Consider the following 26238-nt stretch of genomic DNA (forward strand, 5'->3'; position numbering starts at 1 on the left):
AGCACCGGAACCGCCGGCATCAGAAGCGGCACCAGAATCGCCGAAAGCCGCCTGCGGTGGGGGAGTTCCCCGCCGCAGGCGGCTTTCGTGCGGGTGTGTCAGTGGTGGCCGGGCTTGCCGGTGTTGCCGCCGTTGATGGCGCCCGGCGGGAGGGTGATGCCGCCGTTGATCAGGCCGCCGTTGTTGTTGCCGCCGAGCAGGCCGCCCTGGGCGTTGTCGCCGGAGGGCGGGGTGGCGGTGTCGGACGGGTTGGGGCTCGGCGTTGCGACCGGGATGTTGACGGTCTGGAACTGGGACTTGGGGGTGTTGTCCAGGGCGTCGTTCATGGCCTGCTGCCAGATCGGGCCGGGGCCGTCGGCGCCGTAGACCGCGTTGCGGTAGTGGCCGCCGATGGTGATGTTCTTCATCGAGACGTTGCCGCCGACGCCGCCGAGCCAGACCGAGGTGGCCAGGTCGGGGGTGTAGCCGGTGAACCAGGCGGCGTACCGGTTGTCGGTGGTACCGGTCTTGCCGGCGATCTGGCGGCCGTCGTCGAGGCCGAGGGCGGAGCCGGTGCCCTTCTCGGTCACGCCGAGCAGCAGGGTGTTGACGCCGTCCGCGGTGGTCTCGGACATCGCCTGGGTGCAGTTGGCCTTGGGCACGTCGATCTTCTTGCCGTCGGTGTTGACCACCGAGGTGAGCGCGATCGGGGTGCAGTACTTGCCGCGCGCGGCGAACGCGGCGTAGACGCTGGCCATGGTGAGCGGGCTGACCTCCTGGGTGCCGAGCACCATGGAGGGGACCTGGAGCAGCGGCTTGCCGTTGGCCAGGGTCTTGATGCCCAGCTTGTCGGCCATCTGCTTCATCGGGCAGAGGCCGACCTGCTCCTCCAGCTGCACGAAGTAGGTGTTGACCGACTTCTGCATGGCGATCTGCATGCTGAACGGGCCGACCTCGCCGGTGCCCTCGTTCTGGACGCTGACCCCCTTCTCGTTCCACGTGCCGTCGCAGGTGGTCATCTTGGGGTAGTCCATCTTGTACGGCGAGGGGAACTCCTGGGTGATCGGCACCCCGGACTCCAGCGCCGCCGCGGCCAGGATGGGCTTGAAGGTCGAGCCGGGCGAGAAGCCGTTGCCGCCGCCCATCGCGGCGTCCACGTTGAGGTTCAGCACGGTCTGGTTCTTGTTGTTGTCCAGGCCGTACGGGCGGGTCTGGGCCATCGCCAGGATCTCGCCGGTGCCGGGCTTGATCATGGTGCCGGCCGCGGACACCGGGTCGGTCACGAAGACCTTCTTGGTGACCGCGTTGTACATCGCGTTCTGCTTCTCCGGGTCGATCGTGGTGTAGATCTTCAGACCGCCCTGGGACCACAGCTTCTGCCGGTCCGCGGCGGTCTTGCCGAACGCCGGGTCCTGCTTGAGCACGTGGCGCACGTAGTCGCAGAAGTAGCCCATGCCGGACTGCGCGGTGATGCAGCCGTTCTGCGGCTCGGAGTACTTGATGCCGAGCGGCGCGGCGAGCGCGGCCTTCGCGTCGTCGGCGGTGATGTGCTTGTACTCCAGCAGCTTGTTGATCACCGTGTTGCGGCGCGTCTGCGCGGCCTGCGGGTGGGCGATCGGGTCGTACGCCGAGGGGTTCTGCACCAGGCCGGCCAGCGTCGCGGCCTCGGGGATGGTCAGGTCCTTGGCGCTCTTGCTGAAGTAGCGGTTGGCCGCCGCCTCGATGCCGTACGCCTGGTGGCCGTAGAACGTGATGTTCAGGTAGTTGGTGAGGATCTGGTCCTTGCTCAGGTCCTCTTCCAGCTTGATGGCGTACTTCAGCTCCTGGATCTTGCGGCCCAGGGACTTGCGGGTGGCCTCCAGGAACGCCTGCTGGTCGTCGCCGGCCTGTTCGACGAAGACGTTCTTCACGTACTGCTGGGTCAGCGTCGACGCGCCCTGCGACGCGGAGCCGGACTCGGCGTTCTTGGTGACCGCGCGCAGCACGCCCTTGAGGTCGACCGCGCCGTGCTCGTAGAAGCGGTTGTCCTCGATGTCCACCTGGGCCTGGCGCATGATCGGCGCCATCTGCTCCTTGGTGAGGATGGTGCGGTCCCGGTCGTACACCTTGGCGATCAGGCCGCCCTTGGCGTCGTAGATGGTGGACGCCTGGGAGAGGGTCGGCGTCTTGAAGTCGTCCGGGATGTTGTCGAACGAATCGGCGGTGTCCTTGGCGGTCAGTCCGAACGCGCCGACGGCCGGGAGGGCCATGCCGGCGACCAGGACGCCGGCCAGCACGGCGCTGCCCAGGAACTTGATGCCGAGCCCTGCCAGGTCGAGCGGGGAGCCCGCGGATCGCGAAGGTGCCATGGGGAGAACCCTACGTCGGCGAATCCCGTACAGGGGGGCAGGTGTTCGCCTACGCTTGTCACAGAACTGCGACAGCTTCGCTCTGTTCATCGTCATCACTCTTGTGAGTGATGAGCTTTGTCCGATTCGGGATGATTTGCGATGGATCTTGGCGGGCGATCTCCCGGCTGTCGTGGCGCACCGTGACGAAAGTGACCAAACGGTCCCGGGCAAGGCCTGCGACCTGCAATCACTCCAACGAGTGAGCTGACGGACACCCATAGTCCGATCGGGTCATTTCAGATTGGGCCCACAGGGGCTGTTGCGTCGTGCCGTTCTTCCGTAACGTCCTCAACTGGCAGCGGTGAATATGCCGTTGCCGCCGTGGGGGAGCCCCGAATCGGGAGAGGACGGCGCCGGCATGGGCTGGGTGGACGACTGGAGCGCACAGGCGGCTTGCCGCACGAGCGATCCGGATGAACTGTTCGTACAGGGGGCGGCGCAGAATCGCGCCAAGGCGGTGTGCAGCGGATGCCCGGTGCGCACCGAATGCCTCGCTGACGCACTCGACAACCGCGTCGAGTTCGGCGTCTGGGGTGGGATGACCGAGCGTGAGCGCCGGGCGCTGCTGCGCCGCCGGCCGACCGTGGTCTCCTGGCGCAGGCTGCTGGAGACGGCGCGCACCGAGTACGAGGAGTCACTGGCGACCGGGGTGGTCCTGCGGGACTACGCCCAGGCCGGCTGACCCTTCGTCAGGAGCCGGGAAACCGGACGGTTCTGACGCAGCATCGGCGGCTCAATCGGTGGGGGAGCCGAGGCGGTCGCCGATGGCCCGCAGTCCGTCCAGGTCGTGCACGTCCCCGGGCAGGGCGGGCACCTCGACGATCGGCACGTCCGGGTAGACCGAGACGAAGCGGTCCCGGGTGCGCCGTTCCCTCGTCATGATCTGCATGCGTTCGGCGTGCAGCCGCAGCAGTCCGGCGGCCAGCGTCTCGGCGGCGACGGTGGCGGAGTGCGAGCCGTTCTCCTCGAGTGCCTCGGCGGCGGCCAGCGCGCGCTCCGCGGTGAGCTGCGGGGCGCCGGTGGAGTGGACCCGGTTGAGCACCAGCCCGGCCAGCGGCATGGCGTCGGCGGCCAGCCGGTCGACGAAGTACGCGGCCTCGCGCAGCGCGTCCCGTTCGGGCGCGGCGACCACCAGGAACGCGGTGCCCTCGGCCTTGAGCAGCTGGTAGGTGCGGTCCGCGCGCTCCCGGAAGCCGCCGAACATGGAGTCCATCGCGGTGACGAAGGTCTGCACGTCGGTGAGGAGCTGGGCACCGAAGATCTTGCCGAGGGTCCCGGTGAGCAGGCCCATGCCGACGTTGAGGAACTTCATCGCGGAGCGCCCGCCGACCTTCGCCGGGGCGGTGAGCAGCCGGATCACCCGGCCGTCCAGGAAGGACCCGAGGCGGCTCGGGGCGTCCAGGAAGTCCAGCGCGGAGCGGGACGGCGGCGTGTCGACGACGATCAGGTCCCAGCGGTCCTCGGCGCGGAGCTGGCCCAGCTTCTCCATCGCCATGTACTCCTGGGTGCCCGCGAAACCGGCCGAGAGCGACTGGTAGAACGGGTTCTCCATGATCGTCCTGGCCCGCTCGGGCTCGGCGTGGTTGAGCACGACCTCGTCGAAGGTCCGCTTCATGTCGAGCATCATGGCCTGGAGCTCGCCCTCGCCCGTGGTGCCCTTCACCACCCGCGGGGTGTTGTCCAACTCGGTCAGGCCCATCGACTGGGCCAGGCGCCGCGCCGGGTCGATGGTCAGCACCACGACGCGGCGGCCGCGTTCGGCGGCGCGCAGGCCGATCGCCGCGGCGGTGGTGGTCTTGCCGACCCCGCCGGAGCCGCAGCAGACCACGATCCGGGTGCCCGGGTCGTCGATCAGCGCATCGATGTCCAGGCCGGTCATGCCGCCCCCTGCCGCTTCAGCTCGCCCGCCAGCCGGTACAGCCCGGCCAGTTCCATGCCCTCCCCGAGCAGCGGCAACTCGTAGGTCGGCAGCCGCAGTTGCTGCAGGTCGGCGCGTTGGACGCGTTCCAGTTCGACGCGTTCGGCGTGCTCCCGGGCCTGCTCCAGCAGCGGGTCGAGCAGCGGCTCGACGTTGGCCCGGACGGTCTCCGGCTTGCGCGAGCGCCCGCCCAGGCCCGCCTCGCCGAGGGCCAGCGCGACGTCCTCGCGGTGGTCGGCGTGCGCCGCCTCGACCGCCGCCGCGTCCAGTATCGGCGGGCGCACCATGTTCACCAGCACCCCGCCGACCGGCAGCCCGGCCTCCCGCAGATCGGTGATCCCGTCCACCGTCTCCTGCACCGGCATCTCCTCCAGCAGCGTCGTGAAGTGCACCGCCGTCTCCGGGGAGCGCAGCACCCGCATCACGGCCTGCGCCTGGGTGTGGATCGGGCCGAACCGGGCCAGGCCCGCCACCTCGGAGTTGACGTTCAGGAAACGGGTGAGCCGGCCGGTCGGCGGGGCGTCCATCACCACCGCGTCGTACAGCAGCCGCCCGTCCGGGCCCTTGCGGCGGGCCGCCTCGCAGGCCTTGCCGGTGAGCAGCACGTCCCGCACGCCGGGGGCGACGGTGGTGGCGAAGTCCACGAAGCCGACCTTCTGCAGGGCCTTCCCGGCCCGGCCCAGCTTGTAGAACATCTCCAGGTACTCCAGCAGCGCCAGCTCGGTGTCGATCGCCAGCGCGTGCACCTCGCCGTGGCCCTTGCCGGGCAGGCCGAGCTGACTGGGCGTCACGGTGGCGACCCGGCGTTCCTGGTAGGGCAGCGCCGCGATCTGGAACAGCTCGGCGATGCCCTGCCGGCCCTCCACCTCGATCAGCAGGGTCCGCCCGCCCTCGGCGGCCAGCGCCAGGGCCAGCGCGGCGGCCAGCGTGGTCTTCCCGGTGCCGCCCTTCCCACTGACCACGTGCAGCCTGACGCCCTCCCAGTCCGGCTCCCGCTCCGCCTCCTGCGCGGTCGGCCTGGCCGTGCCGGGGGTGCTCGCCACGCTCGCTCTCCGTCCGTCGGTCCGCCGGCACCGTGCGGGTGCCCTCACCGCGAGGGTAACGAGCGAGCGGTCCCGATGCCCGGAGCATCCCGGCCGCCCCCGGCAATCATGCCCCCTTTGTGTCCCACCTCACACGGCCCGGGCGGCTAGAGTCACCCCCATGACCAAGTGGGAATACGTCACCGTGCCGCTCCTCGTGCACGCCACCAAGCAGATCCTCGACACCTGGGGCCAGGACGGCTGGGAGCTCGTCCAGGTCGTGCCCGGCCCGAACCCGGAGCAGCTGGTCGCGTACCTGAAGCGGGAGAAGGAGTAGCCATGGGCCAGGTCGAGCAGAAGCTCGCCGACCTCGGGCTGACCCTGCCCGAGGTCGCCGCACCGGTCGCCGCGTACGTTCCGGCGCTGCGCACCGGCCACTACGTGATGACCTCCGGTCAGCTGCCGGTCGTCGCCGGGAAGCTCCAGCGGACCGGAAAGGTCGGCGCCGAGGTCACCGCCGAGGAGGCCAAGGAACTCGCGCAGATCTGCGCGCTCAACGCGCTGGCCGCCGTGAAGTCGGTGGTCGGCGACCTGGACAAGGTCGAGCAGGTCGTCAAGGTGGTCGGCTTCGTCGCCTCCGCCCCCGACTTCACCGGCCAGCCCGGCGTCGTCAACGGCACCAGCGAGCTGCTGGGCCAGGTCTTCGGCGACAAGGGCGTGCACGCCCGCAGCGCCGTCGGCGTGGCGGTGCTGCCGCTGGACGCGCCCGTCGAGGTCGAGCTGATGGTCCGCGTCCGCGACTGACCAGACGCACCCGACCGGGGCCCGCTGCCGACCACGGCGCGGGCCCCGCTGCGTTCGCCGCCCCGTCGAGCGGGGGCGTTAACATCCGTGAACATGCCGCAGATGCCCGCTCCCTGGCCCACCCGGATCCGCGCCCTGGCCGCCGGCCGGGTGCAGCCCCCCGCCCCCCGCCCGTCCGCCACCGTGGTGCTGCTGCGCGACGGCGCGACCGGCCCGGAGGCGTACCTGCTGCGCCGACGCACCTCGATGGCGTTCGCGGGCGGGCTGTACGCCTACCCCGGCGGCGGCGTCGACCCGCGCGACGGCGACGCGCCCTGGGCCGGCCCGAGCGCCGCCGCGTGGGCCGAGCGGCTCGGCGTGGACGAGGACACCGCCCGGGCCGTGGTCTGCGCGGCGCTGCGCGAGACCTTCGAGGAGGCCGGCGTGCTGCTGGCCGGGCCGGACGCCCACTCGCTGGTCGAGCCGCGCGACTGGTCCGCCGAGCGGGCCGCCCTGGAGGCCCACGAGCTGTCGTTCGGGGACTTCCTGGCGCAGCGTCAGCTGGTGCTGCGCACCGACCTGCTGGCGGCCTGGGCCCGCTGGGTGACCCCCGAGTTCGAGGAACGCCGCTTCGACACCTGGTTCTTCGTCGCCGCGCTGCCCGCCGGACAGCACGCCGCCGACACCGTCGGCGAGGCCGACCGGGTGGCCTGGCTGCGACCCGCCGACGCGGTGGCGGGCTTCGAGCAGGGCCGGTTCGGGATGATGCCGCCGACCATCACGGTGCTGCGCGAGCTGCTGCCCGCGGACAGCGTCGCCGCGGCCCTCACGGCCGCCGCCGGACGGGACGTGGCACCCGTCCTGGGCCACGCCGAGGTCGCCGGGGAACGGATCACCATCCGCTGGCCCGGGTATGACGAACTCACTATCGACGGCGAGTTTCCTGCATGAGAAGCTCCCACCGAGGGCCTGCCGGCCCTCCCTGAGACACCCGCAACCTGCGGGAACACGTACCGACGCCCGGAAGGAGACCTCCGATGACCCACAACGACGTGGCTCGCCGGACACCCGTCACGCCCGCCCGCACCGTCACCCCGCGCGCCGCCGCCTGCGACGAACCGGCGCCCCGGGAGACCACCCGCCTGCTGCACCGCGAGCTGCCTGCCCGGGCCACGGTTCGCTCGCTGCCGCTGCGCCGCCTCAGCCGAGCCGAGGTGGACGCCGGGTGAGCGGACCCCACGACCTCGGAGCCACCGGGTGACCACTCTGCTGCCGGGCGACCCCGCCGAGACCATCGGCGGGGCCGCCACCCCCCGTGCGTACTGCCTCCTCGCGCCCAACCCGAGCGTGATGTCCCTGGACGGCACCAACACCTGGCTGCTGTCCGAACCGGGCTCCGACCTCGCCGTCGTGGTCGACCCCGGTCCGCTCGACGAGGGCCACCTGCGCCGGGTGGTCGCCACCGCCGAGGAGCAGGGCAAGCGGATCGTCCTCACCGTGATCACCCACGGGCACCCCGACCACACCGACGGGGTCGAGCGCTTCGCCGAACTCACCGGCTCCCGGGTCCGCGCCCTCGACCCCGAACACCCCCTCGGCGTGGACGGCCTGCACGGCGGCGAACGGCTCGACGTCGGCGGCCTCGACCTCCGGGTGATCGCCACCCCCGGCCACACCGCCGACTCGCTCACCCTCCACCTGCCGGCCGACGGCGCCCTGCTCACCGGCGACACCGTGCTCGGCCGCGGCACCACCGTCGTCGCCCACCCCGACGGGCGGCTCGGCGACTACCTCGACTCCCTGCGCCACCTGCACGTGCTCGCCTCCGAGCACGGCGTCCGCACGATCCTGCCCGGCCACGGCCCCGTCCTGGCCGACGCGCTCGGCGCCGTCGAGTACTACCTGGCGCACCGGGCCAGCCGCCTCGCCCAGGTCGAGACCGCGGTCGAGTCGGGCTGCCGCACGCCGGAGGAGGTCGTCGCGCGGGTCTACGCCGACGTCGACCGCGCGGTGTGGCCCGCGGCGGAGCTGTCGGTGCGGGCGCAGCTGACGTACCTGGAAGAGCACGGGCTGATCTAGCGGGAACCGGGACGCCAAAGATCCGCCCGGGAGAGCACATCACTCCCTGGGCGGATCTCGTTGCGGCTCGCGTCCGGCGCGTCGCGGCTCAGCGCGAGCGGCGGGAGAGGCGTTCGACGTCGAGGAGGACGACCGCGCGGGCCTCCAGCTTGAGCCAGCCGCGGCCGGCGAAGTCGGCGAGGGCCTTGTTGACCGTCTCGCGGGAGGCGCCGACCAGCTGGGCGAGCTCCTCCTGGGTCAGGTCGTGGGCGACGTGGATGCCCTCCTCGGACTGCACGCCGAAGCGGCGGGAGAGGTCCAGCAGGGCCTTGGCGACGCGGCCGGGCACGTCGGAGAAGACCAGGTCGGACATCACGTCGTTGGTGCGGCGCAGCCGGCGGGCGATGGCGCGCAGCAGCGCGATGGAGACCTCGGGCCGCGCGTGCAGCAGCGGGAGCAGGTCGCCGTGGCCCAGGCCGAGCAGCTTGACCTCGGTGAGGGCGGTGGCGGTGGCGGTGCGCGGGCCCGGGTCGAACAGCGACAGTTCGCCGATCATCTCGCTGGGGCCGAGCACCGCGAGCATGTTCTCGCGGCCGTCCGGGGAGGCGCGGTGCAGCTTCACCTTGCCCTCGACCACGACGTACAGCCGGTCGCCCGGGTCGCCCTCGTGGAACAGCGACTCGCCGCGAGCGAGCGTCACCTCGGTCATGGAAGCGCGGAGCTCGGCAGCCTGGTCGTCGTCGAGTGCCGCGAAGAGCGCCGCGCGCCGCAGAACGTCGTCCACGAGCTTCCTCCTGCTGGTGTCTGGGCAGATCTACTCACAAGGATGACGCATGTCGCTCCGATCATATGAGGAGGGGGTGTGCCCGGGGGCCGAGTACGCGGCCATTCGCGCACTTCGGGTGACGGCCCGCCGGCCCCGCGACCCGGCCGGATCGCCTCCGGCAGGCCGCTGATCGCGGCCCCCGCGCAGTGGGTACAGCGCGAAGCAGGCGGCCGCGAGGAGCAGGATCGCCGGCGGGACGGCACCCAGCAGCAGCCGGATTCCGCTGAGCGCGGACGCCGGCTGGACGTCGGCCCCCGAGCGGTAGCCGCCCGCGGCGAGCACCAGGGAGAGCACCGCGGCCTGCAACGAGACCGACCAGCGGACGATGAAGCCGTTCATGCCCATGTACATGCCTTCGCGGCGCGCGGCGGTCCTGGTCTCGTCGTCGTCGATCACCTCGGCGAGCATGATCTCCAGCAGCACCAGCATCCCGGCGATGCCGAGGCCGACCAGCGCGGCGGTGAGCACCGCTCCCAGCAGCGTGCCGACCAGCAGGAACGGGGTGAGGCCGAGGGCCAGCACGCCGGTCGCGGCGAGCACCGCCCGGCGCGGGCCGAGCCGGACGGTGAGCCGCCCCCAGCCCCACACCGCGGGAACGGCGGTGGCGAAGATCGCGCCGAGCACCAGCGTGTTCGCGGAGTCCGGCTCGTGCAGCACGTACTTGGTGAAGAACGGCAGCCCGGCCTGCATCAGCGCGATGGTCAGTTGCACCAGGAAGCTGCCCACCGCGTACGTCAGGAACGCCCGGTTGGCCAGCGTGTAGCGGACGGCGGTGAGGAACCCGAACGCCTCGCGGGGCTGCTCCGGGCGCTCCACCGAGCCGCGCAGCGAGACCAGGAAGCAGCCGGTGGCGATCAGGCCGAACGCCGCGCCCATCGCGGGCCAGCCGATCGAGCCGTACAGCAGCGGGGCGGCGGCGACGCCGAGCACCATGCCGCCGATGCCGAGCGCCTGCCGGGACGGGGCGGCCCTGGCGCGCTCGCCGGTGGTGGGGAAGAGCTCCGGGAAGAGCGCGACGTAGTTGAGCACCACCAGGACGGTCAGCAGGTCGTAGACCAGCACCACGGCCAGGAAGTACCAGAACCGGGCGGTCGCCCCGTCCACCAGCGGCGTCCACACCAGCGTCTGCGCGGCCGCCAGCGGGACGGTGCCGAGCGCGATGTACGGCAGCCGGCGGCCCCAGCGGGTGCGGGTGCGGTCGGAGAGGTGGCCGATCAACGGGTTGAGCACCGCGTTGGCGACGCCGTGCAGCACCATCGCCAGGCCGATCAGCCCGGACGGGACACCGAGCCGGTCCACGTAGTAGTACGTCGCGTAGGTGGCGAACGCCTGGCTGAGCAGCTGCACGCCGAGGTTGCCGGTGGCGTAGCGCAGCGGGCTGCGGGTGCGGCGGGCACCGAGCAGACGGTCGATCATCCGGCGCTGCCCGCGGGGTGCGCGCCAAGGTGATGGAGCGTCAGGGAGCGCTGGACCTCGCGCAGTTCGCGCCAGCCGGTCCGGACGATGCCCTCCTCGGCGAGCACCGCCCGCACCTCGGGGTCGGTGAACAGCCGCAGTGCCGCGCTTGGCGTGGTGCGGCATGATCGCGCGCAGCTCCGCGGTGTCCTCGAAGGGGTGCACGAAGACCTCGTTGACGCCCGGCCGCAGCCCGCGCAGCAGGCCGATCATCTCGGCCCGGACGTCCTCGTACGCATGGCCCTCGCCGAGCTGGAAGGTGCCGGTCCACAGGTGGTCGAGGATCACCACGCCCGCCCGGTCGGCGAGTTCCGCCTTCGCGGCGACCAGCTCGTCGAACTCCGGCGGCAGTCCCATCCCCGCCGCCGAGCGGGGCAGCCGGAACGGCAGGCCGTACTCGGCGCACAGCGGCAGCACCTGCTCCAGGAAGTCCCGGCCGGTGGCCAGGCCGTAGACGCTGCCCATGTGGTTGTCGGCGTGCGTCGGGTCGAGGCCGAGGGCGATCGCCCGGTCCAGCTGGGCGCGCAGTTCGGCGGTGAGCTGTCCGGCGTCGGCGGTGCGCTCGACGGTGGCGCAGTCGCGCGGGAAGTAGCCGTGCTCGTCGACCAGCGAGGAGCTGTCGCCGGTGCGGGCGACCGGTCCCCACCGGTAGCCCTCCCACTCGCTGGTCAGGGTCAGGTGCACGCCCACGTCCCAGCCGTGCGCGGCGGCCGTGGCGATCGCCTCCGGTGCCCACGGGCACGGCAGCATCACGGTGGCGGAGTCGATCGCGCCGGCTGCCAGCAGGCCGGAGATACCGGTGTTGGCGGAGCGGCACATGCCGTAGTCGTCGGCGTTGACGATCAGCAGGCGGGTGTCGGGGGAGTGGCCGAGGCGTTCGGCGACGCTGGGCGGCATGCGGGGTCCCGGGGGTGTGGGGGGAGTGGAAACGGTTACTGACACGCAGTCAGGAAAGCGTTTTCACGGACCTGTTCGCGGGCCAGCAGGCAGGCCCCGTCCAGGTCCGCGTCCGGGCCGAGCTCGGAGGCGCGCACGTCGATCCGCAGCGGGCCGGCGATCTCCGCGAGCCGGCGGCGCACCAGCGCGGCGAGCGGCTCGTTCCCGGCCCCGGCCGGACCGCCGAGGACGAACAGCCCCGGCTCGACGACCAGCGTGACGGCACCGATCACCTGCGCGGCGCGACCGACGAAGTCGCTGATCTCGGCGCCGGTCGAGTCCGAGGTCAGCCCCGGGACCGCCGCCCCGAGCGGCAGGCCCGCCTGCGGGAGGAAGCCCACCTCGCCGGCACCGCCCGCGATGCCGCGGTGCAGCCGCCCGTCCAGCACCAGTCCGGCGCCGAGACCCGGCCCGATCCGCAGCAGCGCGAAGTCCTTGGTGCCGCGGCCCTCGCCGAGCCGCAGTTCGGCGACGGCGGCGAGGTTGGCGTCGTTCTCCAGCGTGAACGGCAACGGGAACGACCGCTCCAGCCCCTCGACCAGCCCCGCGCCGTCGCGCGGCAGGCCACGGCCGACCCGGATCGTCCGCCCGTCCCGCCCGACGATCGCCGGGACGCCGACCACCGCCGCATCGACCGCGTGAAGCGGCATCCCCGCCTGCTTGGCGCACCGGGCCGCGGCCGTCGTCACGGCGGACGCCACGTCGAGCGTGGCCGGTGCGGTGGCCGTCGCCAGCACGCTGCCGGTCAGGTCGATCAACCGCGCCTCGACGGTGGTCGGGCTGACCCGCACCCCCAGCGCGTGCCCCGCCCCGGGGTCGACGCCGTACAGCGTGGCCGCCGGCCCACGACGCGAGGTGTCGAGGCCCAGCTCCCGGACCGCCCCGCGCTCCACCAGCCGTTCCAACGCCTGCGCGACGGTGGTCTTCGACAACCCGGACGCCCGCACCAACTCCGGCCGCGCAACCGGCCCGTCCCGCTCGACCAGTTCGAGCACGGCACGCGCATTGATCGACCACAGCAGGTTCTGCTGACCGGCCAGCGGCTTGTCGGACATGTCTCGGCGACACCTTCGGGGGAGAGGGATGAGTAGGTCGGAAACTTTCCTACCACGGCGCGGGGTGACGGCGACAGGGGGAGGCTGAGGTGATGGCTGCCATGGCGGGCCTCCTTCTCCTTCACTCCCGGTGAACGCCGGTTCCGGCGGGCCGGGCGTCAGGGTGGCGTTGGTATCCAGGGCGGCGGCGTCAGGGAAGCGTCAACGCGGGGCCGGGGCCTCGGCGGATCGGATCTGCTGGCGGTGCGGCGCGGACCCCGGCGACCGGAAGGCCGGGGTCCGGCCGCCTCGGACGGAGGACGGGATGGAGCAGCAGCCGCGCGCGGGCCGAAACGGGCTGCGGGTCGTGGTCGGAGTCAGCGGATCGCTCGGCAGCCTGGGCGCCCTGCACCGCGCGGTCGCCGAGGCCCGGCGGCTCGACGCGGAGGTGCTGGCGCTGCACGCCTGGGAGCCCCCGGGCGGGGAGTTCGGCTACCGCCGCTCGCCGTGCCCGCCGCTGCTCTCGGCCGTCCGTGCCGCCGCGGCGCAGACCCTCGCCGAGGCGATGGCCGAGGCGTTCGGCGGCGCGGACCCCGGCGTGCCGGTCACCGCCACCACCGTGCGGGGCCCGGCAGGCCCGTCCCTGGTCGCCGCCGCGGACCGCCCCGGCGACCTGCTGGTCCTCGGCCCGTCCGGCTCGTGGTTCCGGCGGGGCCTGCGGGCCTCGGTCGGGCAGTCCTGCGTGCGGCCGGCGCACTGTCCGGTGCTGATCGTCCCCCGCTCCGAACTCCAGGTCGCCTTCGACGAGTTGAGCGGCCACCCGTTCGCGGCCCGGGCACTGGAGGCGGAGCTGCGCGAACTCACCCGCCCGGTGGCCTCCGCCCGGCGATCCACCGCGCAATGACCGACCGGCCGACGTGACCCCCCGCCCTTGGCGGACAATGGACCACATGACTGCGGCGGATGACAGCGGACTCGTGGCGGTGGCGGAGCTGGTCGCGGCCGGCGGTGTGGTGGTGCTGAGCGGCGCCGGACTGTCGACCGAGTCCGGGATCCCGGACTACCGCGGGCCGAACGGGGTGCGGCGCCACCGCGCGCCGATGACGTACCAGGAGTTCGTGGCACAGGCGGAGGCCAGGCGGCGCTACTGGGCGCGCAGCCACGCCGGCCGGGCGGTGATCTCGCGGGCCCGACCGAACGCCGGCCACCGCGCGGTGGCCGAGCTGCGCGCCTCCGGCCACCTCTCCGCGGTGATCACCCAGAACGTCGACGGCCTGCACCGCGCGGCGGGCACCGCGGACGCGGTCGAGCTGCACGGCGGCCTGGACCGGGTGATCTGCCTGGACTGCCGCCGGACCACCACCCGCACCGAACTCGACGAGCGCCTCGCCGCACTCAACCCGCACTTCCAGGACGCCGGCTCCCGGGTGAACCCGGACGGCGACGTCGAACTCCCGGACGACCTGGTGGCCGGTTTCACGGTCGCCGAGTGCACCACGTGCGGCGGGGTCCTCAAGCCGGACGTGGTGTTCTTCGGCGAGAGCGTCCCCAAGGAGCGGGTCGATCTCTGCTACCGCCTGGTGGACGACAGCCGGGCGCTGCTGGTCCTGGGCTCCTCGCTGGCCGTCCTGTCCGGCCTGCGCTTCGTCCGCCACGCGGCGAAGACCGGCAAGCCGGTGGCCATCGTCAACCAGGGCCCGACCCGCGGCGACGAGCTGGCCGGCGTCCGGGTGGACCGCCCGCTGGGCGAGGCCCTCACCGAACTCGCGACGCGGATCGAAACGGCGCGGTAGGCGAGGTAGGCGTGGACTGCGGCACGGTGGGCGCGTCGCGCCGCGCCCGGCACCGGTCACGTCGGCACCGCGCCCGGCACCCGCCGCGTCGCGAACCCTGACGGACGGTCAGCAGTGCCGTCCGCCGAGCCAGTGCGCGTCGACGCCCGCGACCACGCTGCCCGCCACCGTGCCCAGCAGCGCGCCCGCGACCACGTCGCCCGGGTAGTGCACCCCGGTGTGCACCCGTGAGTACCCCACCGACAGCGCCAGCAGGCCCAGCGGCGCCGCTGCCCACGGCAGCCGGGACGCCACCCCGGTGGCGAAGGCGAACGCCGAGGCGGTGTGGCCGGAGGGGAAGGAGGCCGACTCCGGCATCGGCACGTGCCGGCTCTCCGGCACCCTGCCCGCCTCCCGGTCCGGGCGCGGGCGGCGGGCCAGCGACTTGCCGAGCAGGTTCGCCGCCGCCGAGGCCACCGCCACCGACCCCAGCCCGACCAGCGCCGCCCGGCGCGGCGCGCCCGGTGCCAGGGCGAGGGCGCAGGCCGCCGCGATCGACAACTTGGAGTTGTCGGCCGCCGTCGACAGGCGCCGCAGCCCCTGGTCCAGCGCCGGTGTCGGGGTCGCCGCCACCGCGACGTACACCGCCTCGTCCACCGCCGCCAGGTCCGCGACCACCTGCCGACCGGCCAGCGCCCAGCGCGTCACCGCCCTCATCGGGCACCGCCGTCGGTCTCGGTCCGGCCCGCCGCGAGCTGGGCCAGCCGGCTCCACCGCACCGTCGGCACCGCCTGCACCGGGCCCGGCCGGTGCCGCGGGACCCGTACCCGCAGCGCCGCCGGGCGGATCACGCAGCGCACCGGCACCGCCAGCTCCAACGCCTCGCCGTCCACCGCCACCGGAATGCTCGCCGTATCCGCCGTCACCAGCACCTCCCGACCCGTCAGCACCGTCACCGCCTCCGCATTCGTACCGCGCAACGCCAGGTCCGCGGCCTGCGCCGCGCCGTCGACCCGCACGCCCAGCACACCCAGCAGTCCGCGGTCCATCCGCGAACGCCGCCCGGGATCCAGCAAGTCCCCTGCGTCGTAGGGGTTGTTGCTGACCAGCACCGCCTGCGGCTGCTCCAGCCGCCGCTCCCCGGCCGAGGCGGTCAGCCGGGCGCCCGCGTAGCCGACCAGCAGGTCCGGCAGCATGGCCAGGACGGTCGTCGCCTTGGCGTCCCGGTACTCGGGGCGCTGGACGATCTCCGCGTACGTGCCGAACGACACGTTGTTGACGAACGCCCGGCCCGACACCTCGCCGAGGTCGACCCGTACCTCCACTCCGTCGGTCAGCGCGTCCAGGCAGCGGCCGGGGTCGGTGCGGTCCAGGCCCAGGTCCATCGCGAAGTGGTTGCGGGTGCCCGCCGACACCACCAGGAACGGCAGCCCGTGCCGGGCCGCGACCTGGGCCACCAGCGCCTGGGTGCCGTCGCCGCCGGCCACCCCGAGCAGGTCCGCGCCCTCGGCGACGGCCCGTTCGGCGAGTTCCACCACGTCCTGCCACGCCGTCGGGTCGAGCAGCACCACCTCGGCGCCCAACTCCCGTGCCCGTTCGGCCAGGTGGAAGCGCTCCACCTTCCCGCCGCCGGACTTCGGGTTCATGATGAGCACCGGCTTGCGGGGCGCGTCGACCGTCCGCTCCGGCATCTGCTGCTCACCGCGCGCCTTGCGCAGCGCCGCCCGGGCGAAGGCCAACCCCACCGCCCACAGCGCCACCGCGCCCAGCACCCACGGCCAGGTCCCGCCGCCCACGTACAGCGCCACCGCGCCCGCCGGGGCTGCCACCGCCAGTGCCGCGCCCAGCCAGCGCACCGGGCCGCGCCGCGACAGCGCCCACCACATCCCGGCCGCCATCAGTGCCAGCGCCACCACCCCGACCGCGACCACCAGCGCGCCCCGCAACCCCGCCCCGGCGGCCAGCACCGCCACCGCCGCCACCCCGCACCCGACGGCGACCCTCGCCAGCGCCACTTCACCCATCTCCCGACGGTAACGCGGCGTCAGGCCGCCCGCCCCTCAGGAACGCAGAACGATCAGCCACCGCCAGGGCCCCTGATGGTGGCTGATCGTCCGTGGTGCTGCTTACTCCTGCGGCGTGCCGTCGGCGGCGATCCGCGCGAAGCCGAGGTACTTGTGCAGCGCCTTCGGCAGCAGCACCGAGCCGTCGGCCTGCTGGTGCTGCTCCAGGACGGCGGCGATGGTGCGGCCCAGCGGCAGGCCGGAGCCGTTGACGGTGGCGGCGGGGGTGGGCTTGCCGTTCTCGTCGCGGGTGCGGATGCCGGCCCGGCGCCCCTGGAAGGTGCCGAAGTCGGAGACCGAGGAGACCTCGCGGTAGGTGTCCTGGCTGGGCAGCCACACCTCCAGGTCGTAGGTCAGCCGCGCGGAGAACCCGGTGTCACCGGCCGCCAGGGCGACCACGCGGTACGCGAGTTCCAGCGCCTGCAGGCAGGCCTCGGCGTGCGAGACCATCAGCAGCATCTGCTCGTTCGCCTGCTCGGGCGCGCAGATCCGCACCATCTCCACCTTGGAGAACTGGTGGAGCCGGATCAGGCCGCGGGTGTCGCGCCCGTACGAGCCCGCCTCGGAGCGGAAGCACGGGGTGTGCGCGGTCAGCGCCAGCGGCAGCTCGGCGGGCGGGACGATCTCGTCCGCGTACAGGTTGGTCAGCGGCACCTCGGCGGTCGGGATCAGGTACAGGTCCCGGTCGGCGGTGCCGGTGCGGAACAGGTCCTCCTCGAACTTCGGCAGCTGGCCGGTGCCGGTCATGGTCCGCCGGTTCACCAGGTACGGCACCGCGTGCTCGACGTAGCCGTGCTGACGGGTGTGCAGGTCCAGCAGCAGCGAGACCACCGCGCGCTCCAGGGCGGCGCCGACGCCGCGCAGCACGCTGAACCGCGAGCCCGACAGCTTGGTGGCGCGGCCGAAGTCCAGGATGCCCATCGCCTCGCCGAGGTCGACGTGGTCCTTGGGGGCGAAGTCGAAGGCCGGCGGGGTGCCGACCTTGCGCAGCTCGAGGGCGTCCGCGTCGGAGTTGCCGTCCGGGGCCTCGTCCGCGGGCAGGTTCGGGATGGTCAGCAGCAGCTCCGTCAACTCCTGCTGGACCTGCTCCAGTTCGGCCTCGTTCTGCTGGACCTGCTCCTTCAGCGCGCGGGCGCTCTCCTTCAGCTCGGAGACGTCCCCGCCCGACTTGGCGGTGCGCTGCACCTCCTGGGCGACCTGCTTGGAACGGGCCCGCAGCTCGTCGCCGGCCTGGATCCCGCCGTTGCGGCGGGACTGCAGCTCCTGCAGCGCGGACAGGTCCAACTGGTAGCCGCGGCGCGCCAGAAGCCGGACGGCTTCGTCCCCCAGGTCGATCAGGACGCGGGCATCATGCATCGGGGATCTGCTCCTTGGTACAGCCAGGTAGGTGCCCCGACCGTAGCAGGGCCGCAGACCGCGTCGCAGCGCCTTTCACCCCGGTTCGGAGTCCTCGACGGCGCACGGTTGCGAGATGATCCGCACGGAGATAGTCTCTGCATAGACAATCTCAGTGGCGAAGGGGAGCCGACCATGTGGGAGCACGAGTACAGCGCCGAGACCGCCGCCGCGCCGCAGGACGTCTGGGCGGTGCTCAGCGACCTGAACGGCTGGGCGAGTTGGGACACCTCGATGGAGTCGGTCGTGCTGCAGGGCGCGTTCGAGGTCGGGGCGAAGGTGGTGATGACCCCGACCGGCCAGGAGCCGATCGAGTCGGTGATCGTCCGGATCGAGGAGAACGTCGCGTACGCCGACCAGACCGAGTTCGGCGGCGTCACCCTGCGCTTCGCCCACACGCTGACCGCGCTGCCCGGCGGCGGCACCAGGGTCCTGCACCGGCTGGAGATCACCGGCCCGGAGGCCGGGCAGATCGCCCCCGAGCTCGGCCCGCAGATCACCGAGGACTTCCCGGAGGCGATGGCCGGCCTGCTGGCCCGGGCGGAGGGCGCCGCCTGATGGACGGTCTGGTCGACGGCCCCGGCCGCAGCCCCGGCTTCTGGCTCTGGCACACCACCCTGCGCTGGCAGCGCGAGATCGCGGCGGCCCTCGCCCCGCACGACCTGACGCACGCCCAGTTCGTGCTGCTGTCCTGCGCCTGGTGGCTGAACGAGCAGGGCGCCGCCCCCAACCAGCAGGAGCTGTCCCGGCAGGCCGGGACGGACGTCCGGACCACCTCGCAGGTGGTCCGGAAGCTGGAGGCCAAGGGCCTGCTGCACCGGGCGACGGACCCGGACGACACCCGGGCCCGCCGCCTGCGGATCACCCCGCGCGGGGTCGAGCTCGCCCGCGCGGCGATCCCCGCCGTCGAGGCGGTCGACCGGGCCTTCTTCGCCCCGGCCGGCCACCCCGCCGGCGATCTCCCGGCGCTGGACGGCAGCGCCCTGAGCAGCCTGTTCCGACGCCTCACCGAGGCGCCGGAGCGGGAGGTCTGACCGTCGTTCGGAAACCGCGGCGGCGCCGCTCAGCCCTGGGCGAAGAACTCCGCCGCGGCCTTCGCCAGCACGGCCGGCTGCACGTCGTGGGTCTGCCCCGCCAGCGTGCGGTACCCGGCGCCGGGTACCGCGGCGGCGGCCGCCCGGACGCCCGCCCGCATCGTCGCGGAGGCCAGCTCGCCGTCCACCAGCAGGACCGGCAGGGCGAGTTCGGCCAGCCGCGCGGTCGGCACGTCGGCGCCCTCGCGCCCGTCCAGCACCTCCACGTCGTTGGCCAGCGACGGGCCCACCTGCTCGAACACCTCCCAGAGCGGCGACTCCCGGAACTGGGCGAGCATCCCGGCGGGCGTGCCGACGAAGGTCATGAAGCGCGCCACCGCGTCCCCGGGCCGCCCGGCGGCGAGGTCCTGCTCCATCCCGGCCACGTACTCCTTGAACCGGCCGCGCTGCCCGTCGTCGGTGCTGAACGGCGGCTCGTACGCGACCACCCGGGTCACTCCGATGCCCGCGCCGGCCGCCGCCAGCGCGAGCGCCGCGCCGGAGGACAGGCCGACCAGCGCCGCGCTGCCGCCCGCCGCGGCGATCACCGCCGCCAGGTCCGCCACCTCCCGCTCCCGGCCCCCGCCCGCCGGGCCCCCCGAGGCCGCGGGCCCGCCACCCGGCTCGCTCTCGCCGCGACCGCGCCGGTCGTACGTGAACACCCGGTACCCGTCGGCGAGTTGCCGGGCGATCCCGGCCGCCGGGCCGAACCCGCGGTAGCACAGCGCACCGTCCACGACCACCACGGCCGGTCCGCTGCCGGTGGCCGTGTACGCGATCCGGGTGCCGTCGGCGGAGGTGACGCTGCTGCTGGTGGTGCCGGTCATCTCGGAACTCCCCAACGAAGGCGAAAGGTCGTCAGTTCTGCTCGGCCAGCGTGGCCGCGACCAGCGCGTTGGCGTGGCCGTGGCCGAGGCCGTGCTCGGTCTTCAGCCAGCCGACCAGCTCCATGTGCCTGGTCAGCGGCGACTCGCGGATCACCTGCTGCCACTCGGCGATCGGGCGCCCGTACTTCTGCTCGATCGAGGGGAAGTAGCTGGCCGGTCCCTTGACGCTCATCTGTCTGCTCCATCCGTGCGGTGTGCTGCCGTCACAGGATCGGACGGGGCGGGCGGGCCGAACTCATCGGTGGCGGCGGAGTTTCTTTCCCAGCCTCCGCGGCGACGGCCGATTCGTTCAAGACCGCACCGTGCTGAGCCGCCTACCGTCGAGGCATGGCATGGATCGACGACAGCATCATCGAGCGCGCCGCCGGCTTCCTCTGGACGGGCGGCCGGGTCCTGGAGCAGCGCCGCTTCGCCCTGCACTTCGACGGCGGCGACCCCGCGGGCCTCCTCGCCGCCCTGGACGCCTACCGCACCCCGGACGGCGGCTACGCCTTCGGCCTGGAACCCGACGTCCGCGGCCCCGCCCCGCAACCGCTGGCCGCCATCGCCGCCGCCCGCACCCTCGCCGAGGCCGGCGCGCTGCCCGGCGACCAGCGCGCCCGCGGGCTCTGCGACTGGCTGACCGGCGTCACCACCCCCGACGGCGGGGTGCCCGCCGTCCTGCCCAGCCTCCGCCCGTACCCCCACCCGCCGTTCCTGCCGATCGCCGACGACCCTCCCGCCGACCTGCTCGCCACCGGCCAGATCGCCGGCCCGCTGCTGCGCCACGGCGTCGACCACCCGTGGGTGCGCACCGCCGACGCCTTCTGCCGCCGCGCCGTCGAGCAACTGGAGCAGACCCACCCGTACGAACTGATCGCCGCCGTCAGCTACCTGGACGGCGCGCCCGACCGCGCGTGGGCCCGCCGCCAGGCCGCCCGGCTCGGCGCGGCGGTGCGCGAACAGGGGCTGGTCCTGCTCGACCCGGCGCACCCCGAGCAGGTCCGCCCGGCGCCCGGCTACGCCCCCGGCGAGTACCACCTGCCGCACGACTACGCGCCGCGCCCGGATAGCCTGGCCCGCGCCTGGTTCACCGACGCGGAACTCGAACGCGGCCTCGCCCACCTCGCCGCCGCCCAGCAGCCGGACGGCGGCTGGCCGATCAACTGGGCCCGCTGGTCCGCCGCCACCGAGTCGGAGGCCCGCCCGGGCGTCACCCTCGGCGCGCTGCTGACCCTGCGGGCGTACGACGAGACGGGCTGACGCACCGTCAATCGACGCGCGAGGGCGGCGCACCGGGTGCGCCGCCCTCGACCGCTCGCGGGAGCCGTGGAGCCGTCACTTCGGGTCGCGGTTGTACACCGCCTTCGACCAGCGGTAGCCGAGCGCGGTCAGGGCCACGCACCAGGCCAGCGCGATCCACCAGTTGTTGCCGATCGCGGTGCCGAGGAGCAGTCCGCGCAGGGTTTCGATGGCGGGGGTGAAGGGCTGGTACTGGGCGATCGGCTGGAACCAGCCCGGCATCGAGTGCAGCGGCACGAAGGCCGAGGACAGCAGCGGCAGGACCATCAGCGGCAGCGCGTTGTTGCTCGCCGCCTCCGCGTTCGGGCTGACCAGGCCCATGCCGACGGCGATCCAGGTGAGCGCCAGGGAGACCAGGGTCAGCAGTCCGAACGCCGCCAGCCACTCCAGCGCGGTCGCGTCCTTGGACCGGAACCCGATCGCCACCCCGACCGCGCCGACCAGCAGCACGCTCGCCATGCACTGGATGACGCTGCCGACGACGTGTCCGATCAGCACCGAGCCGCGGTGGATGGCCATGGTGCGGAAGCGGGCGATGATGCCCTCGGTCATGTCCATCGCGACCGAGACCGCGCTGCCGATCGTGGTGCCGCCGATGGTCAGCAGCAGGATGCCCGGCAGCAGGTAGTCGAGGTACGCGGACCGGTCCGCCCCGCCGCCGATCCCGGCGCTCATGGTGTCGCCGAAGATGTAGACGAAGAGCAGTAGCAGCATCACCGGGGTGAGCAGCAGGTTCAGCGTCATCGACGGGTAGCGGCGGGCGTGCAGCAGGTTGCGGCGCAGCATCGTCGACGAGTCGCGCACGGCGAGCGACAGGGAGCTCATCGGGCATTCTCCTTGGGCAGGTCCGACGTGGCGGCGCCGCCGGTGAGGGCGAAGAAGACGTCGTCGAGGTCGGGGGTGTGGACGGTGAGTTCGTCGGCTTCGATGTGGGCGGTGTGGAGGCGGTCGAGGAGGGTGCGCAGGTCGTGTTGGCTGCCGTCGCTGGGGAGTTGGAGGGCGAGGGCGTCGTGGTCGGGGGCTGCGTCGGGGAGGGCGGTGGCGGCGTGGCGGTAGGCGGTGGGGTCGGTGAAGCGGAGGCGGACGTGGCCGCCGGGGATGAGGCGCTTGAGTTCGTCGGCGGTGCCTTCGGCGACGATGTGGCCGTGGTTGAGGACGGCGATGCGGTCGGCGAGTTGGTCGGCTTCCTCGAGGTACTGGGTGGTGAGCAGGACGGTGACGCCGTCGCGGACGAGGTCGCGGATGATCTGCCACATGGCGTGGCGGGCGCGGGGGTCGAGTCCGGTGGTGGGTTCGTCGAGGAAGATGATGCGGGGGCTGCCGACCAGGGTCATGGCGATGTCGAGGCGGCGTTTCATGCCGCCGGAGTAGGACGCGGCGGGCTTCTGGGCGGCGTCTAGGAGGTCGAGGCGGGTGAGGAGTTCGGTGGTGACGCGGCGGCCCTCGGTCTTGGGGAGGTGGTGCAGGTCGGCCATCAGGAGCATGTTCTCCTCGCCGGTGATCAGGCCGTCGACGGCGGAGAACTGGCCGGTGACGCCGATCGCGGCGCGGACCCGCTGCGGTGCCTTCGCCACGTCGTGGCCGGCCACCTGGGCCTGGCCCTCGTCGGCGGAGATCAGGGTGGAGAGGATCTTGACGGCGGTGGTCTTGCCGGCACCGTTCGGGCCCAGCAGGGCGAAGATCGTCCCGGCGGGGACGGCCAGGTCGATGCCGTCCAGGACGGTCTTGTCGCCGTAGGACTTGCGCAGCCCGACGGCGGAGATGGCGGCGGGCGGCTGCGGATCGACACTCGTCCTGGGTGTGGGCATGACATAAGAAGGCATGGAACCCTCCCGTTGAAGGCTGAAGTGGCTGGTGGGGGTGGGGCGGTGCGGTTGCTGACCGGTCGTCAGCCGCGGGCCCGGAGGACGTCGATGTTGCCGTAGCGGGTGCGCGCGTGGATCCGTACGGTCTCCTCGGGCTGCTCCGGCGCCTCGGTGGAGCTGAGCATGTTGCGGACCTGCCCGTTGGCCGAGTGGACGTCCAGCCAGGCGGCGGTGCCGCGCCGGATGCCGACCTCGATGGCGCCGTAGGAGGTCTCCAACTGGACCTCGCCGCGCGCCACTTCGCCGACCCGCAGGGTGCCGTGCGCGGTGGCCGCGAAGACCGAGTCCTCGGCCAGCCGGATGTCGATGTCGCCGTTGGCGCCGCTCACCCGCAGCTCGCCGCCCGCGGCGCCGACGACGGTGGTGCCGTGCGAGTTCTTCAGGACGGCCGAGCCGCCGACCTCGCCGACCCGCAGGCTGCCGGAGCTGGTGGTGATCTCCGCCGAGCCCTCGACCCGCTCCACGGTGATCGAGCCGTGCGAGGCGATCAGGCTCAGCGGCCCGGTGGTGTCCAGCCGGACGTCGCCGGAGCTGGTCTTCACCCGGACCTCGCCGAGCCGCCCCTCGCCGAGCACCTGCGTCCACGCGCCGGTCAGCTCGACGCCGGAGCCCGTGGGCAGTCCGACCGTCACGTCGACCACGCCCGGACGGCGCAGCGAGGTGCGCGACTTGGGGGTCCTGATGATCAGTACGTTGCCCGCGAGGCCGACCTCGGTCTGCTGGGCGGCCCGCACGTCCTGGTCCTTCTTCGGGTCGCGGGGCTGGACGTCGACGGTGGCGTCGAAGCGGTCGGCGGCGGTGAAGCGGATGGAGCCGGCCTCCACGTGGGAGACGACGGAGATCGGTCCGGAGGTGTCGAAAGAAGGCATGGCTGTCCCGTCCTCTTGGGTCTTCGGGGCGTCCCCGCAGGTGGGGAGCGGTGGAGTGAAGGTGAGGTGCTGCGGGGTGCGGCTAGCGCACCCAGCCGGTGATGCTCTGTCCGACGGTCTGGGTCGTCCCCGCCGCCTGCGGCCGTCCGCCGGAGTCGACCGCGGCCGACACCGCCCGGACCAGCCACGCGTTGACCGACAGCCCCTCGCGGTTCGCGGACTCCTCGGCCCGCGCCTTGAGCTGGGCCGGAAGCCGCAGGTTGACCCGGGCGGTGCCACCCTCGTCGCCCTCGACGGCTGCCTGGGCCTTGGCCGTCTCGACCTGCGTGGCCGGCACCGCGGGGGCGCTGTCGGTGTGCGGCAGCGTCACCACGAAGTCGGGGTTCAGTCCGCGCAGCCGTACGTCGACCGAGCCGGGCGCGAGTTCCCGGGTGATCTCGTCCATCGCCGCGGAGAGCACGTTGAGCATGGTCAGCCGGGTGGCCGACTCCAGCGGAGCGGTCAGCCGTTCGGCCAGCTCGCGTGCTTCGTCCCCGCCGGCTTCGGCGGCCACCGCGAGTTCACGGCGGAGGGTGTCGACATACGGGGTGAGGTCCATGACGCCATCATGGCACCACGGTGATGCCATGCGCAAGCGTGAATGGTGTCATTGTGGTGCCAGGCGTGACGCTAGGGCTTCGACCTGCGGAAACGTGCTGTCGAAGGGTTGCTGTAGGGGAGTGTCTGGCGCGGCGGGGTGGCTTCGAGGGGGCAGAGTGGTGCCATGTGGTGCCACGTGGCACCAGGGTCAGCCGATCCCGCGCTCCGGCCGTCGGCCGAGCAGCGTCGTCGGCGGTACCCCGGCCAGTCGGCGGACCTCCCTGGTGAAGTGCGCCTGGTCGGCGTACCCGGCGGCCGCCGCCGCCTCGGCGAGCGGGCGGCCGTCCCGGCGCGCGGCGGCCAGGGCCCGCTGGAAGCGCAGGACGCCGTGCAGGGTGCTCGGCCCGTAGCCCACCGCGTCGGTCAGGCGCCGGCGCAGCTGTCGCTCGGAGAGCCCGAGGTGTTCGGCGAGCCGGGGGAGCGGGGCCGGTCGGGGCCGGCCCAGTGCGGCGACCGCCTGCTCCACCAGGGGATCGGGTGGGCGGCCGGGCCGCAGCTCGGCGGCGAAGGCGTCCAGCAGCTCCGCGGCGGCCGTCGCGGTGCCCGCCGTGCCGAGTCGCTCGGTCAGCAACTCGGCCGTCCCCGGGGCGAGTTCGGCCAGCGGCACCTGCAGGTCGCACAGCTCCCGGGCGGGCGTGCGGCCGAGCAGCAGGGCGGCCGCGCCGGGTCGCAGCCGCAGCCCGGCCATCCGCGTCCCGCCGGGCACCGGCACCGTCCGCGGGACCCGGTCCGGGCCGACCACCTGCACCTGCGCGCCGTCCCACAGCAGGTCGAGGCACCCGTCCGGCACGATCAACTGCCGGTGCGCCGCCCCCGCGTCGCTCTCCCGCACCCAGACGCACGCCACCTGCCGCCGCGGCGCGACGGCCGGCGCCCACTGCCGGTACCGGGAACCCACCCCACCAGTCTGCCCGAGCCCGCCGTCCGGAAGAGCCCGCGCTAACCGGCGCCGTCCAGCCACCCGTCGGCGACGCCGGTGCGGGCGTACAGCACGGAGCGGCCGGCCCGGTGCGAGCTGACCAGTCCGGCGGTGCGCAGCGCGGTCAGGTGCTGGGAGACGGCGGCGGGGGACAGGCCGCAGCGGCGGGCCAGGTCGGTGGTGGAGGCGGGGGAGTCCAGCTCGGTGAGCAGCTGCGCGCGGGAGCGGCCGACCACCTGGGCGAGCCCGTCGCCGCGCGGGTGCGGACGGCGCTCCCAGACGGTGGCCGCGGCCAGCGCGGGGTAGCAGAGCTGGGTGGGAGCACCTCCCGCGGGAGCCGGGTCCGGCCCGACCGACCTGGTCAGCACCCTGGGCCAGGCGAAGACCGACGGGATCAGCAGCAGCCCCGCGCCGGTGGCGATCCGGGTGACCGCGCAGTGCCGCTCCGACAGGTGCAGCGTCTCGCCGTCCCAGCGGACGGTGCCGTGCAGCTCGCCGAGCATCCCGGCGCTGCCCTGCTCGGCGACCTGCCGCGCCCGCTGGAAGACGTCCGCCTCCAGCACCGTGCGGATCCGCGCCCAGTACGGGGCCAGCGCCAGCTCCCAGTACGCCTCGATCTCGGCGGCCACCCGGCGCAGCGCCTCGTCCGGCTCGCGTTCCAGCGCCCGCAGCCGGGCCGGCAGGGCGCCCTCGCGGTCCGCCCGCAGGCAGTCCAGGTCGTGCCGGACCAGCGCCGGGTCGGTGGCCCGAATCGCCGTCAGCTCCTCGTCCAGGAGCGCGAGATGCCCGGTCGGCGCGGGGTTGAGGAAGTCCGGCAGGTGACCGCTGGGCGGGATCATCGCGGCCAGCCAGCCGCGGTCCAGCCCGGCCGCGGCGAGCCGGGGCCGGACCTGCGCCGCCCACGACCGGTGCGGGGTCGGCACCGGGGAGGCCGCCAGCGCCCGGAAGCTGGTCACCACCTCCCACATCGGCGAGACCGCGAACCTGGTCCGGGCCAGGTCGCCCACCGACAGCGCCAGCCGTGTCCGCATCCGCCGCACCCCCTTCAGGATTCGGCCCGAGCTTAATCAATCG

General features: G+C 73.4%; 28 protein-coding genes. 11 read left to right on the forward strand and 17 right to left on the reverse strand.

Annotation, left to right across the window (positions count from 1 at the left end):
* Window positions 1-98: 98 nt before the first annotated feature.
* Complete coding sequence (locus AB0K51_RS15125) at window positions 99-2327, reverse strand: transglycosylase domain-containing protein (protein ID WP_363454504.1); 2229 nt, start codon at window positions 2325-2327, stop codon at window positions 99-101.
* 400 nt (window positions 2328-2727) lie between these two features.
* Here AB0K51_RS15125 and AB0K51_RS15130 point away from each other — a divergent pair, with 400 nt between their 5' ends.
* On the forward strand, window positions 2728-3051 hold the full coding sequence (locus AB0K51_RS15130; RefSeq protein ID WP_363454506.1) for a WhiB family transcriptional regulator: 324 nt from the start codon (window positions 2728-2730) through the stop codon (window positions 3049-3051).
* Window positions 3052-3102: 51 nt separating this feature from the next.
* Here the strand turns inward: AB0K51_RS15130 and AB0K51_RS15135 are convergent, their stop codons facing one another.
* Both AB0K51_RS15135 and AB0K51_RS15140 read right to left on the reverse strand, forming a co-directional pair.
* Window positions 3103-4248, reverse strand: a complete 1146-nt coding sequence (locus AB0K51_RS15135; protein ID WP_363454508.1) for an ArsA family ATPase — start codon at window positions 4246-4248, stop codon at window positions 3103-3105.
* On the reverse strand, window positions 4245-5255 hold the full coding sequence (locus tag AB0K51_RS15140) for an ArsA-related P-loop ATPase (RefSeq protein WP_363454651.1): 1011 nt from the start codon (window positions 5253-5255) through the stop codon (window positions 4245-4247). The genes AB0K51_RS15135 and AB0K51_RS15140 overlap by 4 nt, the downstream gene beginning before the upstream one ends.
* A gap of 235 nt (window positions 5256-5490) precedes the next feature.
* On the opposite strand from AB0K51_RS15140, the gene AB0K51_RS15145 reads away from it, so the two are divergent.
* The 5 genes from AB0K51_RS15145 to AB0K51_RS15165 all read left to right on the forward strand — a co-directional run bounded on the left by AB0K51_RS15145 (window position 5491) and on the right by AB0K51_RS15165 (window position 8171).
* Complete coding sequence (locus tag AB0K51_RS15145) at window positions 5491-5646, forward strand: DUF4177 domain-containing protein (RefSeq protein ID WP_014136749.1); 156 nt, start codon at window positions 5491-5493, stop codon at window positions 5644-5646.
* A 2-nt stretch (window positions 5647-5648) separates the two neighbouring features.
* Window positions 5649-6113 carry a RidA family protein gene (locus tag AB0K51_RS15150; RefSeq protein WP_363454510.1) on the forward strand — a complete coding sequence of 155 codons (465 nt, stop codon included), beginning with the start codon at window positions 5649-5651 and terminating at the stop codon, window positions 6111-6113.
* Window positions 6114-6206: 93 nt separating this feature from the next.
* Window positions 6207-7043 carry an NUDIX hydrolase gene (locus tag AB0K51_RS15155; protein ID WP_363454512.1) on the forward strand — a complete coding sequence of 279 codons (837 nt, stop codon included), beginning with the start codon at window positions 6207-6209 and terminating at the stop codon, window positions 7041-7043.
* 86 nt (window positions 7044-7129) lie between these two features.
* A complete protein-coding gene (locus tag AB0K51_RS15160) occupies window positions 7130-7321 on the forward strand; it encodes a hypothetical protein (protein ID WP_363454514.1) in 192 nt (63 codons plus the stop codon).
* Between the two features lie 28 nt (window positions 7322-7349).
* On the forward strand, window positions 7350-8171 hold the full coding sequence (locus tag AB0K51_RS15165) for an MBL fold metallo-hydrolase (protein WP_363454516.1): 822 nt from the start codon (window positions 7350-7352) through the stop codon (window positions 8169-8171).
* Window positions 8172-8259: 88 nt separating this feature from the next.
* Here AB0K51_RS15165 and AB0K51_RS15170 read toward each other — a convergent pair whose 3' ends face one another.
* The 3 genes from AB0K51_RS15170 to AB0K51_RS15180 are packed head-to-tail and all read right to left on the reverse strand — an operon-like array spanning window position 8260 to window position 12422.
* Window positions 8260-8934, reverse strand: coding sequence for a Crp/Fnr family transcriptional regulator (locus tag AB0K51_RS15170; RefSeq protein ID WP_073807417.1), 675 nt, complete (start codon window positions 8932-8934; stop codon window positions 8260-8262).
* A gap of 30 nt (window positions 8935-8964) precedes the next feature.
* Complete coding sequence (locus AB0K51_RS15175; RefSeq protein WP_363454518.1) at window positions 8965-11328, reverse strand: MFS transporter; 2364 nt, start codon at window positions 11326-11328, stop codon at window positions 8965-8967.
* A gap of 35 nt (window positions 11329-11363) precedes the next feature.
* Window positions 11364-12422, reverse strand: a complete 1059-nt coding sequence (locus AB0K51_RS15180) for an ROK family protein (protein WP_363454520.1) — start codon at window positions 12420-12422, stop codon at window positions 11364-11366.
* Between the two features lie 304 nt (window positions 12423-12726).
* Between AB0K51_RS15180 and AB0K51_RS15185 the strand changes: the two genes are divergently transcribed.
* Window positions 12727-13305 (forward strand): universal stress protein, encoded by a 579-nt coding sequence (locus tag AB0K51_RS15185; protein ID WP_363454522.1) that lies wholly within the window; start codon window positions 12727-12729, stop codon window positions 13303-13305.
* Window positions 13306-13342: 37 nt separating this feature from the next.
* Window positions 13343-14194, forward strand: coding sequence for an NAD-dependent protein deacetylase (locus AB0K51_RS15190; protein WP_363454524.1), 852 nt, complete (start codon window positions 13343-13345; stop codon window positions 14192-14194).
* Window positions 14195-14302: 108 nt separating this feature from the next.
* On the opposite strand, the gene AB0K51_RS15195 is transcribed toward AB0K51_RS15190, so the two are convergent.
* The 3 genes from AB0K51_RS15195 to serS form a co-directional block, all read right to left on the reverse strand.
* Window positions 14303-14890 carry a phosphatase PAP2 family protein gene (locus AB0K51_RS15195; RefSeq protein ID WP_363454526.1) on the reverse strand — a complete coding sequence of 196 codons (588 nt, stop codon included), beginning with the start codon at window positions 14888-14890 and terminating at the stop codon, window positions 14303-14305.
* Complete coding sequence (locus AB0K51_RS15200; RefSeq protein WP_363454528.1) at window positions 14887-16197, reverse strand: diacylglycerol kinase family protein; 1311 nt, start codon at window positions 16195-16197, stop codon at window positions 14887-14889. Before AB0K51_RS15200 ends, AB0K51_RS15195 begins: the two co-directional genes overlap by 4 nt.
* Window positions 16198-16299: 102 nt before the next feature.
* Complete coding sequence (gene serS / locus AB0K51_RS15205; RefSeq protein WP_363454530.1) at window positions 16300-17592, reverse strand: serine--tRNA ligase; 1293 nt, start codon at window positions 17590-17592, stop codon at window positions 16300-16302.
* Between the two features lie 174 nt (window positions 17593-17766).
* Here serS and AB0K51_RS15210 point away from each other — a divergent pair, with 174 nt between their 5' ends.
* Window positions 17767-18189, forward strand: coding sequence for an SRPBCC family protein (locus tag AB0K51_RS15210; RefSeq protein WP_363454532.1), 423 nt, complete (start codon window positions 17767-17769; stop codon window positions 18187-18189).
* Window positions 18189-18665 (forward strand): MarR family transcriptional regulator, encoded by a 477-nt coding sequence (locus AB0K51_RS15215; protein ID WP_363454534.1) that lies wholly within the window; start codon window positions 18189-18191, stop codon window positions 18663-18665. Before AB0K51_RS15210 ends, AB0K51_RS15215 begins: the two co-directional genes overlap by 1 nt.
* A 29-nt stretch (window positions 18666-18694) precedes the next feature.
* Here AB0K51_RS15215 and AB0K51_RS15220 read toward each other — a convergent pair whose 3' ends face one another.
* Both AB0K51_RS15220 and AB0K51_RS15225 read right to left on the reverse strand, forming a co-directional pair.
* Window positions 18695-19531: an alpha/beta fold hydrolase gene (locus tag AB0K51_RS15220; RefSeq protein ID WP_363454536.1), complete on the reverse strand. Its 837-nt coding sequence runs from the start codon at window positions 19529-19531 to the stop codon at window positions 18695-18697.
* 31 nt (window positions 19532-19562) lie between these two features.
* Complete coding sequence (locus AB0K51_RS15225; RefSeq protein ID WP_363454538.1) at window positions 19563-19763, reverse strand: DUF4287 domain-containing protein; 201 nt, start codon at window positions 19761-19763, stop codon at window positions 19563-19565.
* Window positions 19764-19918: 155 nt separating this feature from the next.
* Between AB0K51_RS15225 and AB0K51_RS15230 the strand changes: the two genes are divergently transcribed.
* On the forward strand, window positions 19919-20833 hold the full coding sequence (locus AB0K51_RS15230) for a hypothetical protein (protein ID WP_363454540.1): 915 nt from the start codon (window positions 19919-19921) through the stop codon (window positions 20831-20833).
* Between the two features lie 75 nt (window positions 20834-20908).
* On the opposite strand, the gene AB0K51_RS15235 is transcribed toward AB0K51_RS15230, so the two are convergent.
* The 6 genes from AB0K51_RS15235 to AB0K51_RS15260 form a co-directional block, all read right to left on the reverse strand.
* Window positions 20909-21697, reverse strand: coding sequence for an ABC transporter permease (locus AB0K51_RS15235; protein WP_363454542.1), 789 nt, complete (start codon window positions 21695-21697; stop codon window positions 20909-20911).
* Window positions 21694-22680 (reverse strand): ATP-binding cassette domain-containing protein, encoded by a 987-nt coding sequence (locus tag AB0K51_RS15240; RefSeq protein WP_363454653.1) that lies wholly within the window; start codon window positions 22678-22680, stop codon window positions 21694-21696. The genes AB0K51_RS15235 and AB0K51_RS15240 overlap by 4 nt, the downstream gene beginning before the upstream one ends.
* Window positions 22681-22760: 80 nt before the next feature.
* Entirely contained in the window at window positions 22761-23606 is an 846-nt protein-coding gene (locus AB0K51_RS15245; RefSeq protein ID WP_363454544.1) for a DUF4097 family beta strand repeat-containing protein, read from the reverse strand.
* Between the two features lie 82 nt (window positions 23607-23688).
* Window positions 23689-24204 carry a hypothetical protein gene (locus AB0K51_RS15250; RefSeq protein WP_363454546.1) on the reverse strand — a complete coding sequence of 172 codons (516 nt, stop codon included), beginning with the start codon at window positions 24202-24204 and terminating at the stop codon, window positions 23689-23691.
* A 189-nt stretch (window positions 24205-24393) separates the two neighbouring features.
* Window positions 24394-25143 carry a helix-turn-helix domain-containing protein gene (locus AB0K51_RS15255; protein WP_363454548.1) on the reverse strand — a complete coding sequence of 250 codons (750 nt, stop codon included), beginning with the start codon at window positions 25141-25143 and terminating at the stop codon, window positions 24394-24396.
* A 41-nt stretch (window positions 25144-25184) separates the two neighbouring features.
* A complete protein-coding gene (locus AB0K51_RS15260) occupies window positions 25185-26195 on the reverse strand; it encodes a winged helix-turn-helix domain-containing protein (protein WP_363454550.1) in 1011 nt (336 codons plus the stop codon).
* Window positions 26196-26238 lie beyond the last annotated feature (43 nt).

The organism is Kitasatospora sp. NPDC049285, from assembly GCF_040678815.1.
GTDB lineage: Bacteria > Actinomycetota > Actinomycetes > Streptomycetales > Streptomycetaceae > Kitasatospora.

Bases quoted from the DNA above. Each gene is read 5' to 3' on its own strand.
- AB0K51_RS15125 (WP_363454504.1), bottom strand. From the start codon at position 2,327: ATGGCACCTTCGCGATCCGCGGGCTCCCCGCTCGACCTGGCAGGGCTC.
- AB0K51_RS15130 (WP_363454506.1), top strand. From the start codon at position 2,728: ATGGGCTGGGTGGACGACTGGAGCGCACAGGCGGCTTGCCGCACGAGC.
- AB0K51_RS15135 (WP_363454508.1), bottom strand. From the start codon at position 4,248: ATGACCGGCCTGGACATCGATGCGCTGATCGACGACCCGGGCACCCGG.
- AB0K51_RS15145 (WP_014136749.1), top strand. From the start codon at position 5,491: ATGACCAAGTGGGAATACGTCACCGTGCCGCTCCTCGTGCACGCCACC.
- AB0K51_RS15150 (WP_363454510.1), top strand. From the start codon at position 5,649: ATGGGCCAGGTCGAGCAGAAGCTCGCCGACCTCGGGCTGACCCTGCCC.
- AB0K51_RS15155 (WP_363454512.1), top strand. From the start codon at position 6,207: ATGCCGCAGATGCCCGCTCCCTGGCCCACCCGGATCCGCGCCCTGGCC.
- AB0K51_RS15160 (WP_363454514.1), top strand. From the start codon at position 7,130: ATGACCCACAACGACGTGGCTCGCCGGACACCCGTCACGCCCGCCCGC.
- AB0K51_RS15175 (WP_363454518.1), bottom strand. From the start codon at position 11,328: ATGCCGCCCAGCGTCGCCGAACGCCTCGGCCACTCCCCCGACACCCGC.
- AB0K51_RS15180 (WP_363454520.1), bottom strand. From the start codon at position 12,422: ATGTCCGACAAGCCGCTGGCCGGTCAGCAGAACCTGCTGTGGTCGATC.
- AB0K51_RS15185 (WP_363454522.1), top strand. From the start codon at position 12,727: ATGGAGCAGCAGCCGCGCGCGGGCCGAAACGGGCTGCGGGTCGTGGTC.
- AB0K51_RS15190 (WP_363454524.1), top strand. From the start codon at position 13,343: ATGGACCACATGACTGCGGCGGATGACAGCGGACTCGTGGCGGTGGCG.
- AB0K51_RS15195 (WP_363454526.1), bottom strand. From the start codon at position 14,890: ATGAGGGCGGTGACGCGCTGGGCGCTGGCCGGTCGGCAGGTGGTCGCG.
- AB0K51_RS15200 (WP_363454528.1), bottom strand. From the start codon at position 16,197: ATGGGTGAAGTGGCGCTGGCGAGGGTCGCCGTCGGGTGCGGGGTGGCG.
- serS (WP_363454530.1), bottom strand. From the start codon at position 17,592: ATGCATGATGCCCGCGTCCTGATCGACCTGGGGGACGAAGCCGTCCGG.
- AB0K51_RS15210 (WP_363454532.1), top strand. From the start codon at position 17,767: ATGTGGGAGCACGAGTACAGCGCCGAGACCGCCGCCGCGCCGCAGGAC.
- AB0K51_RS15215 (WP_363454534.1), top strand. From the start codon at position 18,189: ATGGACGGTCTGGTCGACGGCCCCGGCCGCAGCCCCGGCTTCTGGCTC.
- AB0K51_RS15220 (WP_363454536.1), bottom strand. From the start codon at position 19,531: ATGACCGGCACCACCAGCAGCAGCGTCACCTCCGCCGACGGCACCCGG.
- AB0K51_RS15225 (WP_363454538.1), bottom strand. From the start codon at position 19,763: ATGAGCGTCAAGGGACCGGCCAGCTACTTCCCCTCGATCGAGCAGAAG.
- AB0K51_RS15230 (WP_363454540.1), top strand. From the start codon at position 19,919: ATGGCATGGATCGACGACAGCATCATCGAGCGCGCCGCCGGCTTCCTC.
- AB0K51_RS15235 (WP_363454542.1), bottom strand. From the start codon at position 21,697: ATGAGCTCCCTGTCGCTCGCCGTGCGCGACTCGTCGACGATGCTGCGC.
- AB0K51_RS15240 (WP_363454653.1), bottom strand. From the start codon at position 22,680: ATGCCCACACCCAGGACGAGTGTCGATCCGCAGCCGCCCGCCGCCATC.
- AB0K51_RS15245 (WP_363454544.1), bottom strand. From the start codon at position 23,606: ATGCCTTCTTTCGACACCTCCGGACCGATCTCCGTCGTCTCCCACGTG.
- AB0K51_RS15250 (WP_363454546.1), bottom strand. From the start codon at position 24,204: ATGGACCTCACCCCGTATGTCGACACCCTCCGCCGTGAACTCGCGGTG.
- AB0K51_RS15260 (WP_363454550.1), bottom strand. From the start codon at position 26,195: ATGCGGACACGGCTGGCGCTGTCGGTGGGCGACCTGGCCCGGACCAGG.